The 13,266-nt window shown below is 63.7% G+C and carries 11 protein-coding genes; all 11 read right to left on the reverse strand.

The features are described from left to right. Nucleotides 1-6 precede the first annotated feature (6 nt). Nucleotides 7-2,103 (reverse strand): site-2 protease family protein, encoded by a 2,097-nt coding sequence (locus tag AC1RR7_RS14070; RefSeq protein WP_493065921.1) that lies wholly within the window; start codon nt 2,101-2,103, stop codon nt 7-9. Further along, on the reverse strand, nt 2,104-3,423 hold the full coding sequence (locus tag AC1RR7_RS14075) for an efflux RND transporter periplasmic adaptor subunit (RefSeq protein WP_493157745.1): 1,320 nt from the start codon (nt 3,421-3,423) through the stop codon (nt 2,104-2,106). Then, entirely contained in the window at nt 3,420-4,199 is a 780-nt protein-coding gene (locus tag AC1RR7_RS14080) for an efflux RND transporter periplasmic adaptor subunit (protein ID WP_493157747.1), read from the reverse strand. The genes AC1RR7_RS14075 and AC1RR7_RS14080 overlap by 4 nt, the downstream gene beginning before the upstream one ends. 83 nt (nt 4,200-4,282) lie before the next feature. Next, the gene (locus tag AC1RR7_RS14085; RefSeq protein ID WP_493157749.1) at nt 4,283-5,734 is read right to left on the reverse strand and encodes an efflux transporter outer membrane subunit; all 1,452 of its coding nucleotides are present in this window, start codon (nt 5,732-5,734) and stop codon (nt 4,283-4,285) included. Beyond that, nucleotides 5,731-6,801: an HlyD family secretion protein gene (locus tag AC1RR7_RS14090; RefSeq protein ID WP_192559439.1), complete on the reverse strand. Its 1,071-nt coding sequence runs from the start codon at nt 6,799-6,801 to the stop codon at nt 5,731-5,733. The genes AC1RR7_RS14085 and AC1RR7_RS14090 overlap by 4 nt, the downstream gene beginning before the upstream one ends. Nucleotides 6,802-6,819: 18 nt before the next feature. After that, entirely contained in the window at nt 6,820-8,355 is a 1,536-nt protein-coding gene (locus AC1RR7_RS14095; RefSeq protein ID WP_493157751.1) for an MFS transporter, read from the reverse strand. Between the two features lie 102 nt (nt 8,356-8,457). Continuing rightward, nucleotides 8,458-9,375: a LysR family transcriptional regulator gene (locus AC1RR7_RS14100; RefSeq protein ID WP_011331856.1), complete on the reverse strand. Its 918-nt coding sequence runs from the start codon at nt 9,373-9,375 to the stop codon at nt 8,458-8,460. 58 nt (nt 9,376-9,433) lie between these two features. After that, a complete protein-coding gene (locus AC1RR7_RS14105) occupies nt 9,434-10,300 on the reverse strand; it encodes an ABC transporter permease (protein ID WP_096823033.1) in 867 nt (288 codons plus the stop codon). Between the two features lie 20 nt (nt 10,301-10,320). Continuing rightward, nucleotides 10,321-11,181: an ABC transporter ATP-binding protein gene (locus AC1RR7_RS14110; RefSeq protein WP_085712610.1), complete on the reverse strand. Its 861-nt coding sequence runs from the start codon at nt 11,179-11,181 to the stop codon at nt 10,321-10,323. Between the two features lie 5 nt (nt 11,182-11,186). Then, nucleotides 11,187-12,212, reverse strand: coding sequence for an ABC transporter substrate-binding protein (locus AC1RR7_RS14115; RefSeq protein WP_096823034.1), 1,026 nt, complete (start codon nt 12,210-12,212; stop codon nt 11,187-11,189). A gap of 18 nt (nt 12,213-12,230) precedes the next feature. Continuing rightward, complete coding sequence (locus tag AC1RR7_RS14120) at nt 12,231-13,127, reverse strand: TauD/TfdA dioxygenase family protein (RefSeq protein ID WP_096823035.1); 897 nt, start codon at nt 13,125-13,127, stop codon at nt 12,231-12,233. Nucleotides 13,128-13,266 lie beyond the last annotated feature (139 nt).

The following is a 13,266-nucleotide window of genomic DNA, read 5'->3' on the forward strand; positions in this document are numbered from 1 at the left end:
CGCTCCCTAGAAACCGCTTTCCCTGACCCCCAGCGCCGCCAACCGACGCCAGGCCACGCCGAGCACCGACTCGCCACTGCCCTGCAACACCACCACACCGCGCAACGGTTGCACCGGCGTCGGTGGCTGATCCAGCGTAGTCAATCGCGCGCCGTATTGCGCCTGCACCGGTTCCGCCCGTTGCTGTTGATCGCGGCGCACGGCAATCGGCCCGTGGTGATCGGACGTCAGCGCTTCCTGATCGACATAGGCCACGCCATTGGTATCGATTTCATCGAGTTTCACTGTGATCGCCGGGTGCATCGGATCATCGGCGATAAAGCGCCCGGTTGCGCCCGGTTTGACCCGCCACAGTTCAGCTTCGGCGACATAACCACGCAGGCGCGAACCGTCCTCGACCACCCGCGCCAGCGCATCCTTGCTCGACAGCCAGCGGCCCGGTGTCAGGTTCGGTAGCAAATCACGCACGGTGCCGGCATGGGGCGCACGCAGCAGCAGGCGTTCGCGGCGGGCGCTCAGGCCACGGTATTCCGCCACGGCTTCGGCGAGGCGTTGCTCGACGATGCCGGCGTCGGCAGCCGTTTCGCTGCGACCGGCCTGACGGCGCATCAGCAACTGTTGAATCTGGATTTCCCGGCGGACGATCGCCTGCCGCGAATCAAGGTCCGGCGACTCAAGCTCGATCAGCACGTCGCCCTGAGCGACCTTCTGGCCGTCCGTGACCTTCACCGTTTTGACCCGCGCCGCCACCGGCGCGTGCAACGCACTGGCTCGACCGCCCTCAAGCATCGTCGGCAGTTCGACCGCGCTGCGCCACGGCACGATCAGCACCAGCAGCAGACCCAGCACCGCCAGGCTGCTGAGCAGCACACGGGGGCCATGCGCCTGTTCGCGGCGGCTCCACCACTGGCGCCACTCACTCATGATCGGCAAAAAAATGAACCACACCAGTTCCACCAGCATCAGGAAGATCCCCAACACCTTGAAGAACAGGTGATAGACCGCCAGCGCGATCCCGAAAAACAATGCCGCACGCCATAACCATGAGCCATACCCCCAGATCAGCAAACGCCGTTGCATCGCCGGCGACCAAGGCTCTGGCGCCGGTGCGCCATAGCCGAACAAGAATTCACGCAGGCGCCAGCGGCAAAAGGCAAAGGCCCGGCCCTGAAGGTTGTCGACCTCCCACAAATCGCTGAGCAGAAAGTAGCCATCGAAGCGCATGAACGGGTTGAGATTGACCACCAGCGTGGTGATCCAGGTTGCACTGGCGAGCATGAACGCCGCCGTGCGCGCCGGGCCGTCGGGCAGCAGCGACCAGATCAGCAACGCGATGCACGCCAGCAGCAATTCCGCCATCACCCCGCCAGCGCCGATCAGCAGCCGCGCACGTCGGTCATTGACCCGCCAGGCATCGCTGACGTCGGTGTAGAACATCGGCAGCAAGACCATGAACGCCACGCCCATGCTCTGCACCCGACACCCGGCGCGCTTGGCCATGAACGCGTGGCCGAACTCATGGCAGAGCTTGGCGAAGAACAGCGCCACACCGAATGAAATCGCCCCGCCGAGGCTGAACAGGTGCGGAAAGGTGCCGACAAATCGCTGCCAGTCCCGCGAGACCAGAAACACCCCGAGCGCCAGCGTCGCCGGCAAGCCGAAGCGCAGCACCCTTGGCCCGAAGCGCTCCAGCCACGGCCACGCCCGATTGAGAAACGCATCCGGTCGCCACAGTGGAATGCGGAAAAACAGGTATTGATGCAGCAGGATTTTCCACAGGCTCTGGCGTTGCGCGAGGGCCTTGAGCTGGTAACTGGCGCGTTGCTGATCGTCGAGGGCGCTGATCAGGTCATGCCCGCGCAGAAACGTCAGCAATTGCTCCAGCTCGACGCCGTCCAGCGGCAAGCCGGGTTCGCGGTTGGCGGCGCGCAGCACTTGCTCGGGATCGCCCAACGACCAGTGGCGCAACAGGCGCATCGCCGCCGTGCCGAGTTTGAAATAGCGCCCGCGCACCGGGTCGGCCAGGGTCCAGCGCGGCGAGCCGTCCAGTGCCGGCGCCGCGGGCGACAGTTGCAGGTCGGCACGCAGGCTCGGCAGGTTCATTTACAGGCCTACGCTCTGGCGTAGACCGGCCAGCGGGCGGCGCAGCAGATACAGCGCCAGAGGCGCGCGGTCGCCGAATATCTTTGCCGTGCCGCGCAGACCGATACGCGGCGGTACCTCGGTGAAATTCGCATCCAGCCGATAGGCCAGTTGGCCGCCGGCGGTGGGCTGCGCCTCATAAGCCGAACGCTCAAGTCTGGCGACATGGCGTTGCAGCGGATCGCTGTCGAGGAACAGCGCAATGTCGGCGCCCGGCTCCAGCGAAATCGCATCGCCTACCGCCAGTTCGATGCGCAGTTCGGCCTGGTTTGGGTCGGCGATTTCCATCAATCGCTCACCGGTCTGCACCGGTTTGCCGGTCCAGCGCTCGGCGTCGGCGAACACCGCAATGCCGTCGCGCTCGGCACGCACTTCGCTGCGGTTGAGCAGTTCGCGAGCGTAGTCACGCTCGGCGCGTTTTTGCTCGACGCGGGCGGCCAGCAGATCCACCCGTGAACTGGATTCAGCGTCGGCGAACGAGCGTTGGGAGTTGGCTTTGAGTTCAGCTTCGGCTACCCCAAGCGCCCGTTCGGCAACATCGGCCTGGGCCTTGAGGGTGGTGCTTTCGAAGCGCAGCAACAGGTCGCCGCTTTTCACGGTTTGATTGGGTTTGACCAGAAACTCGGCGATCACCCCGTCCACCGGCGCCGCCACCACACGACCGCCCTGCGGCACCACTTCGGCCGGGGCCAGCACCGACTGGCGCACCGGGATCAACAGGCCAAGCAACAACACCGCGACCAGCGCCACCTGGCGTTTGCGGGTCCAGCGCAGCCGCCACGGCTTGCGCGGTTGCAGCGCCAACCAGGCGTGGCTGTAGGTGTCGCCCAGTTGCGACAGCAGCACTTGTTCGGATGGATTCCACGGCACGTCGCGGGCCAGCCACAAACCGCCGAACACCTCGCCCTCGCGGTCGATCAGTGGCAGCCAGAACACCTGAGCGGCGGACAGGCTGCGCCAGTCGGCCTGAATCGATTCGCCCACAAGCTCAGGCGCGATCACCCGCGCAACCTTCAACACATCCTGCTTGAACAACTGCGCCACCGCCTGCTCGACGAACGCCACGAACGGCGCGTTCGGTTCCACCGCGCTGACGCCGGTCACGGCCTGCACCTTGCCGGCGATCAGCAATGCCGCATGGCGATAACCGAACAGCGACTGCCCATCATTGACCAGGCTGTAGGCCAGTTGCGACGCATCGCGGGCGGCGCGGGTCTGCCGTTCGAGATCGAGAAACCGCGCGAACACCTGCTCGGCGGCGCCGCTCACCGGGGCGTTCACTTAAGCTCCGGAAAACGCGCGGTGCCGCTCATGCCGGCGAGCAGGCCTTTGGCTTCGGGAAGTGTGGCGACCAGCAACAGGGTCTGACTGCCTTCATCGATCCGCGCGCCAAGGCGTTTGACCGTGGCGTCGATTGGCTGGCCGGTCTCATCGGGGACGAAGCTGAACGTCTGGCCGGGCTTTAGCCTGGCCATCCAGCGCGAGGGCACCAGCAGATGGATTTCCAGCGTGCGGTTGTCGACCACATCGAGCAGCGGAGCCCCGGCCGACACGCTTTCGTAGCGTTGCACCTTGCGCTCGACCACTTGCCCGTCGAACGGTGCAACCACGCTGCAGCGTTTGACCTGAACTTGATAAACCTGAGATTGCGCCTGAGTTTCGCTGACCTTGGCCTCGGCCCGGGCCACCTCGAAACGCCCGACGGAATTGAGCGCCGCCAGTTGCCGGTTGTGCGCCAGTTCTTCACCGGCGCCACGACTGGCGGCTTGCGCGGCATTCAACTGGGCCTGATAGGCCGAACAGTCGAACCGCGCCAGGGTATCGCCCTTCTTGAACGGCTCGCCCTCGCTGAACGGCAACTCGACAATCCGCCCGGACAACTCACTGGCGAGCGTCGCCTGATCCCGAGCCCGCAAAACACCCCGTGCTTCGCTGCTGGCCGACGCATTGGCCGCCCCGCCACTATCCTGCAGCGGATCGTCTGGCGCGGGCGTTTGAGCCTGAACTGCACACGTTACTAAGGTCAATCCGACAACCCAACCACGAAAACGCCGCATAACCGTTACTCCCTGACGGATGCTCGGAGTCTACGACAGCGGGGGTTAGCGTCAAGCGAAAGGCCATCATTCAAGTGCGAGAATCAACGCTGCGCCATCTCCCCCACCGGATACACCGACTCCCATCCCCCGCCCAACGCCCGGTACAACCCGACCATCGCCAGTGAAACGCCGGTGGAGCTTTCCACCCATTGTTCCTGGGTTGCGAGCAGTGCGCTTTGCACGGTCAGGACGTTGACGAAGTCGACCACGCCTTCGACGTATTGCTGTTGTGCGGTGCGCAGGGCGATCTGGTTCTGGCGCACGGCTTCGGCGAGGCTGTCGCGGCGGCGCTGGCTGGCGTTGTAGGCGGTCAACTGGTCGTCGATTTCGTGCCAGGCGCGCAGAACGGTCTGTTGATAACCGATGGCGGCTTCCTGCTGCTGGGCTTCGCGCAGTTGCAGCACGCCACGCAAGCGACCGCCGTCGAACAGCGGCAAGCTGAATTGCGGACCGATGCCGAAGGCGCGTGAGCCCCAGGAGCCGAAATCGCTGAGCTGCATGGCTTGCGAGCCGAGATTGCCGGACAGAGTGATGCGCGGATAGAAATCCCCCTTGGCCACGCCGATATTGGCGGTGGCGGCGTGCAACCGGGCTTCGGCCTGGCGGATGTCCGGACGGCGTTCGGCCAGTTGCGACGGCAGGCCGATGGCGACTTCCAGCGGCGACTGTGGCACCGGCGCGTCTGTGGATAACTCTTTACTCAGGGCTTGCGGTGGTTCGCCCATCAACAGGCTGATGGCGTTGATCAGTTGCGCCTGACGCTGCTCCAGCGCCGGCAGCCGCGATTCGATGGCCGCCACTTGCGCGGCCGCTTCGGCCACGTCTAGATCGGTGGCCACGCCGTCGTTGAGGCGCAGTTGCGAGAGTTTCAGGCTGTGCCGCGCGACATCGAGGTTCTGCTCGGTGACGGCGCGGGTGTTCTGCACGCCGCGCAACTGAATGTAGTTCTGCGCGGTGTCCGCGAGCACCGCCAGCAACACGCCGCGACGGTCGTTTTCCGCGACTTCGAGATTGGCATCCGCCGCTTCGGCTTCCCGACGCACACGGCCCCAGAAGTCCAGTTCCCAAGAGGCGGAGAAACCGGCGTCCCACAGGTTGAAAGCGGAATCGCCGTTGTGCCCGGACGGGTCGTTCAAGCCTTCGCCGCTGTTGCGTTTGCGGGCATAACTGCCAGTGGCAGCGGTGGTCGGATAACGATCGGCGGTGATTACCTGGCGGGCGGCGCGGCTTTGTTGCAGGCGGCTGCTGGCCAGTTGCAGGTCGAGGTTGCTGCTCACGGCGCGCTGGGTCAGGGCTGAGAGTTGCGCGTCGTGAAAAACCTCCCACCAACGCTCGTTCAGGGGTTCGCTGACGGCCTGGCTTGGTGCGGATTTGGCGGGCTTGGCCCAGTCGGCAATCTGCGTGGCTTCGGGCTTCTGAAAGTCCGGGCCGACGGTGCACGCCGCCAACGCCGACAGACTGAGAACAACCGTCAGAGATTGAAAGCGCTTCATCGCTGCGTCACCTCACGCACCGACGTCGCCGAGCTTTTGGTATCAATGCTCGCCTCCACCGACATCCCCACGCGCAGGCGCTCGGCCAGCGGCTGGCCCGGTTCCAGCAGGATTTTCACCGGAATCCGCTGCACGACTTTGGTGAAGTTGCCGGTGGCGTTGTCCGGTTTGACAGCGGCAAAGGTCACGCCGGTGGCCGGGGCGATGCTTTCGACGCGACCGCTCAGGGCTTCTCCGCCGAGGCTGTCGACCCGCACTTGCACGTCTTGTCCGGGCTGTACGTCGGTGAGCTGGGTTTCCTGGAAGTTGGCGACCACATAAGCCTGCTTCAACGGCACCACCGCCAGCAGTTTGCTGCCCGGTGTCACGTAGGCGCCCACCCGCACGGCGCGTTCGCCGATCATGCCGTCCTGAGGCGCGGTGATGCGCGTATAGGACAGCTCGAAACTGGCGATTTCCAGCGCCGCCTGTGCCTGTTTCAGACTGCCTTCGGCGGCATCGCGCTGCGCCGTCAGAATCTCGACCTGTTTGCGTTCCGCGGCCAGTTTTGCCGTGGCCGTGTCCAGCCGCGCAGAAGCCTGATCAATCCGGGTGCGCGCCTGTTGCGCGTTCTGCACGGTGCCGGCACCGACGCCGGCCAAGTGGTTGTAGCGGTTCAGTTCCTGCTGGGCGAAGGCCATTTCAGCCTTGGCCGAAACCACCGACGCCTGCGCCTGAGCGATCACCGAGGTCTGCCGCTCCAGCGTGGCCTTGGCGTTTTGCAATTGAGCGCGGGCGACCACGGTGTGCGCATCGGCGGCTTCGGCGGCGGCGCGCAGGTCGCGGTCATCGATCAGCGCCAGCAACTGCCCGGCCTTGACCTGCTGGTTGTCTTCCACCAGCACTTCCTTGATGAACCCCGCCACACGCGGCACCACCAAAGTGAAGTCGGCAGAAACGAACGCGTCGTTGGTGCTCTGCTGGGTGCGCTTGCCGAACAGGCCGGGCATCGCCAAATACACCAGCACACCGACCGCCAGAGCGGCGGCCACGGCCACCGCGAGTTTTTGCTTTGCTTGAGTCGTCATAAAAACCTTCTGTTCCAGTCAAGTCGGCGCGCGCGGCGGAAAGATCCGCGTCGGCAGCCAGAAAATCAGCAGGATCAGCGTCACTGCGACGCCAGCCATGCACAGATAAAGATCCGAAGAAGTCAGCACCACGGCCTGTTCGTGCAGGCGATGGGCGAGGCCCGGGTCGTTGCTCGCGGCCAGCGGCGAGTTGCCGAGGCGATCCACCAGCATCGTCGAGTGAAAATGCAGGCGAGCCGTGGTCAGCGCCTCGATGGCCCCGGTGGCGACCACCGCCGCCAGGCCTTTCACGGTGTTGAACCACGCCGACGCGAATGGCCCGTCCTGTGGCTGGATGCTGCCGGTCGACAGCATCAGCAACGGCAGCACCGCCATCGGCTGGCCGAAAATCTGCAGCCATTGCAGGACGTAGAAATCGTCGCGAATCCATTCCGAGGTCAGCTGCGAGCCGCCCAGGCACGACAGCGTCAACATGCTCAAGCCGATGCCGAGCACCCAGCGACAATCGACCCAACGCAGGTTGCACAACGCCGCCACCAGCGGCAGCGCGATCAGTTGCGGCAACGCCGCGAGCAACATGATCGGCGCGGTCTGCACCGGCCGGTAACCCTGCACCTGAGCCAGGTAACTCGATGGAATCAGCACCACTGCCAGCAGCACCACCAGCACGCCAGCCAAGGTCATCAGGGCGAACGACAGGTTGCGAATGCCGAGCATCTGCAACTTGAAAAACGGGATCGGCTGCGACCATTCATTGATCAGGAACGCCACCAGCAACAGTGAACCGGCGCCGAGCAAACCGCAGATCAGGTTCGACTCGAACCAGTCCAGACGATTGCCCTGCAACAGACCGATCACCAACATGCAGATCGCCGGAAACCCCAGCAACAGGCCTTTCCAGTTGAACGACTTGAAGCGCTCCAGACGCAGCGGATCCTGCGGCAGGCCATACGCAACAGCGGCCATGGCGATCATGCACGGCACGATGATTTGCCAGAACGTCCACTGCCAACCGGCGTACTCGGTCCACAACCCGGCCAGCGGTGTTCCGAGGCCTGGGCCAAACGTGGCGGTCAGGGCGTAACCGGCGAGGCCGTAAAGCTTGAAGTTGGGTGGCAGAAACCGCAGCGCAACAGTCATCAGCATCGGCGGCAACGCGCCGCCGGCCAGGCCTTGCAGGATGCGCATCAGCAGCAGGCTTTCGTAGTTCGGGGCGAACGGACAGAGCACCCCGAGCAGGGTGAACACGCCGATGGCGCACAGGGTGAAGCGACGCAGAGAAAAGGTCACCGAGCACCACGGCGCGAACGCCATGGCCGCCACCGAAGTCGCGGTATAGCTGGCGACCAGCCAGGTGCCTTCGTCGTAGCCGATGCTCAGGGCGCCGCGAATGTCGGCCAGGGCGACCTTGGTCACCATCTCGTTGAGGCCCGACACCAGCACCGCCAGCAGTACGCCGACCAGGCCAATGATGATCCGCGCCCCGAACACCGGGGGCGCGGCGGCCATCGGAGCGGCAGCGGCAATCGGCGCCGTAACCGTCAGGGATGTCATGCAGGCAAACTCCGGAGGGAAAAATACCGGAGCATCTTAGTAAGGCTTAGAGCTGACGAAAATTGACTTGTTGGCAGCTTATAAGTGCGTCAGACGCAATCGTCAGGGCTGCGCCGCCAGCCAGGTTTCGTCGCAGCAGGTCTTGAGGGTTTCCCGCAGCCAGCGGTGGGCCGGATCCTTGTCGAAACGCGGGTGCCAGGCCTGGGTCAGCATCAGCGTCGGCAACGGGATCGGCAGGTCGAACGAGCGCAACTTCAATCCCAGTCGCCGCACGCTGAGCAGCGCTTCCTTGGGCACCGGCAGGATCAGGTCGGAGTCCGGCAGGGCGAACATCGCCGCGTGGAAACTTGGCGCGATCACCGCGACTCGCCGCTCCAGCCCCAAGGCATTCAACGCGGTGTCGATAGGCCCACGGGCGATGCCCCGGCGGGACATGCTGATGTGGGAAAACCCGGCATAGCGTTCAGCGGTAATTTCGCCATCCAGCAGCGGATGATCCTCGCGCACCAGACCGACGAAGTGGGTGGAAAACAGGTTCTGCACTTTGACTTCCGGGGTCACCGGACGGGTGTTGCTGACACTCAGGTCGATTCGCCCTTCGCGCAAGGCTTCATCGTCGCCGTCACCCTCGGGAACGAAGCGCAATTCACAGTGCGGCGCCAGTTGATCCAAGGTGTCGAACAGCTTGCCGCCGTACACGCCGACGAAAAAATCGTTGGCGCGAATGCTGAAACGCCGGCGCAGGGTGCCTAGTTCCACCGCATCCGCCGAGCGAAACAGCAGCGCCGCCTGCTCGACCACATCGCGCACCTGTTCGCGCAGTTCCAGCGCCTTGGGCGTCGGCACCAGACCCCGGCCGGCACGCACCAGAATCGGATCGCCAATGGCTTCGCGGATTCGCGTCAGCGTGCGGCTCATGGCTGCCGGGCTGAGGTTCATCCGCCGCGCGGCGCCGACCACGCTGCCCTCGTCGAGCAAGGCGTCGAGGGCGACCAACAGGTTCATGTCCGGGAGTTGCATGCTGAGCACTCGTGACCGATCAGGATTGATTCGCACGCAATGCTAGCAGATCAGAAAATCAGCGCTGCATTCCCCAGCGTTTCACCGTCACCCGCTCCAGCGTGTCGAACACCAGGTTCTCCACCAGCAGACCGATGAGGATCACCACGGCCAGACCGGCAAACACCTTGTCGGTATACAGCTCGTTGCGGTTCTGGAAGATGTACCAGCCCAGACCACCCTTGCCGCTGGTGGCGCCGAACACCAGTTCGGCGGCGATCAGGGTACGCCAGGCGAAAGCCCAGCCGATTTTCAGACCGGCGAGGATCGACGGCAGCGCCGCCGGAATCAGGATGAACAGCACGAAGCGCATGCCCTTCAAACCGTAGTTGCGCCCCGCCATGCGCAGGGTTTCCGAGACGCCGAGAAACCCGGCGTAAGTGTTCAGCGCCAGCGCCCACAACACCGAATGCACCAGCACGAAAATCAGGCTGTTCTGGCCCAGGCCGAACCACAGCAACGCCAGCGGCAACAGCGCAATCGCCGGCAACGGGTTGAACATCGAGGTCAGGGTACTCAGTAGATCCCGGCCGAATTGGGTCGAAACCGCCAACGTGGTCAGGGCGAAGGCCAGGACGATACCAATCAGGTAACCCTTGAGCAGCACCACCAGCGAGATCCACACCTTGCCCAGCAGTTCACCGCTGAGCAGGCCGTCGTACAGCGCATGACTGGTCTGCAAAAAGCTCGGCAGCAGCAGGTCGTTGTTCTGCACCCGGGCGACTACTTCCCAGAGCACTGCGAGCAAAATCAGGATCACGCTTTTGCGCAGCCAGCCCTGCTGCCACAGGCGCTGGCCCAGCGGTAATTCGCGCTCCACCGGCACGCTGGTCAGCGGCTGCAAATCAATTTCGAATTCTTGACGTACGGATGATGAATGGCTCATCGGGCGATCCTCCGGGTGGCTCAATAAGCGATGCGAATGTCGTTGAAATCGTGCTCGCGCTCGGTTTCCGGCGACTGCCCTTCATCGAACAGCAGCCGATGAATGCGCCGCGCCGATTCCTGGAACGCCACACCGCCGAGGCTTTGCAGATCGTATTGATGACTGTGCACTTCCGCCCTCACCCGCCCCGGATGCGGCGACAGCAGCAGGATGCGATTGCCGACCACCAGCGCTTCTTCAATCGAGTGAGTGACGAACAGCAAGGTGAAACGCACCTCCTCCCAGAGCAGCAGCAATTCCTCCTGCATCTTGCGCCGGGTCAGGGCATCCAGCGCAGCGAATGGCTCGTCCATCAGCAGGATTTTCGGCTGCATCGCCAGCGCCCGGGCAATCGCCACCCGCGCCTTCATGCCGCCGGACAAGGTGTGCGGATAGGCATCGGCGAACGCCGCCAGACCGACTTTTTCCAGATAATGCAGGGCGCGCTCCTCGGCTTCCTTTTTCTTCAAGGTGCGCGAGGCCAGCAGCGGAAACATCACGTTCTGTTTGACGGTTTTCCACGGTGGCAGTTGATCGAACTCCTGAAACACCACGATCCGGTCCGGCCCCGGCGCGTCGACGCGCTGACCTTGCAGACGGATCTCGCCCTCGCACGGCGCAATGAACCCGGCGACGGCTTTGAGCAAGGTTGATTTGCCGCAACCGGACGGGCCGAGCAACACGAAGCGGTCCTGTTGATCGACTTCGAAACTGACTTGGTGGGTAGCACGCACGACGCGTTGCGGCGTGCGGTATTCGAGGCTGACCTGGTCGACCGCCAACAGCGCCTGCGCCGTGGCGATCGGGTTGCTGGCCGCGTGGCCTTGCAAGGGGGCGTTCATGTCGATCAGCTCCCTTGCAGCGGTTTGGCGTCCTGGAAGAAGTAGTCCTTCCACGATTCAGGTTTGTTCTTGATCGCGCCGACGCGGTAGAGGAACTCGGCGAGCGGGTAGGTGTTTTTCGGTGTGACGCTGAACTCGAACTGCGGGTTGTCGATGATTTTCAGCAGCTCGGCGCGGTCGATCTTGGCCTTGGTCACGCGGATATAGGTGTCCGCCGCCGCGCCTTTATCGTTCTGCGCAAATTGCGCGGCTTCAGTCAGGGCTTCAACGAACGCCTTGTAGGTCTTCGGGTTGTCGTTGCGGAATTTCTCGGTGGCGAACAGCACGGTCGGCGAGTTCGGCCCAAGCACGTCATAGGAGTTGAGCACCACGTGCACGTTCGGGTTCTGCAGCGCCTGATCCTGGAATGGCGGATTAGAGAAATGCCCGGTCAGCTCGGTGCCGCCGGCGATCAACGCAGCGGTGGCGTCCGGGTGCGGGACGGCGATGGTGTACTTGTCGAGGCGATTGAATTCCTTGTCGCCCCACTGCTTGGCGGCCGCGTATTGCAGGAAACGCGACTGCACCGACACCCCGACCGCCGGCACCGCGATGCGATCCTTCTCGGTGAAGTCGGCGATGGTCTTGACCTTGGGATTGTTGCTGACGAGGTAGTACGGGAAGTTGCCCAGCGAGGCCACGGCCTTGACGTTCTGCTTGCCATGGGTGCGATCCCAGATGGTCAGCAACGGCCCGACGCCAGCGCCGGCAATGTCGATGGAACCGGAAAGCAGCGCATCATTGACCGCCGCGCCACCCGACAACTGAGTCCAGTCGACCTTGATGTCGAGCCCTTCCTGCTTGCCGTACTTCTCGATCAGTCCCTGATCGCGCACCACATTGAGCAATAAATAGACAATGCCGAACTGTTCGGCGATGCGGATTTCACCTTCGGCGTGGGCCACGGTCGGCGCCACCAGGCTGCCGGCGATCAGGCTGAAACCGAGGCCGATGGCCGCCGCCAGCGGCGCAAATGGAAGACGTTTGGACATGATCGGATCTCCGGCAAATCAGAAAGGCGCATCGCCCTGGATGGTGGTGCGATACAGCTTGCGGCGCAGGTGCGCAGGGCAACCGGCGGCAAGGTGGATCAGCGAACGGTTGTCCCAGAACACCAGGTCGTGGGGCTGCCATTGATGGCGATAGATGTTCTGCGGCAGCACGCTGTGGGCGTAGAGCTCATCGAGCAGTTGTTTGCTCTCGTCCTCCGGCAGGCCGACGATGCGGGTGGTGAAGCCTTCGCTGACGAACAACGCCTTGCGGCCGTTTTCCGGGTGGGTGCGGACCACCGGGTGCACGACCTCGGCGACTTGGGCCAATTGCTCCGGGGTCAGGGTCGGGCGCCAGTTGCCTTCGAATTTGGTTTCGCTGTAACGCGCAGTGTAGGAATGCGCAGCCGAACGGCCTTCGACGGCTTTGCGCAGCGCGTCGGGCAGGCTGTCCCAGGCTTTGTGCATGTCGGCGAACAGGGTGTCGCCGCCTTCGGACGGCAGCTCCTGGGCGTGCAGCATCGAGCCGAGGCTCGGCAGCTCTTTATAGGAGAGGTCCGAGTGCCAGAATTTGCCGGCATCACCGAGGCCGATGTTCTGGCCGTTCTCGACGATGTTGGAAACTATGAGGATTTCCGGGTGATTGGCCAGCAGGAACTGCTTGAGCACGTGGATCTGCAACACGCCGAAGCGGCGGCTGAAATCGATTTGCTGTTGCGGGGTGATGCGCTGGTCGCGGAACACCACGACGTGGTGATCGAGGTGCGCGCGGTGGATGCGGGCGAAGTCTTCATCGTTGACCGAACGGGTCAGGTCGAGGCCGATGATTTCGGCGCCGACGGCACCGCTGAACGGGCGGATCTCGAAGGTTTGCGGCGCGACAGTCGCGGCGCTTGGGGTAGCAGTAGCTGCGGACATCAATCAATCTCCCACGCACGGCACGCTCAAGGGCGCGCGCGTCGATCAGAAACTCACGCTGGATTGCGTGTGGGTTCGTGTCGTGCGGCGCGCCGATTGGTCGGCAGGTACGCAGGAGGTCGACTTTATAGCTATAAGA

It is taken from the genome of Pseudomonas sp. GW821-FHT11G12, from assembly GCF_058808055.1.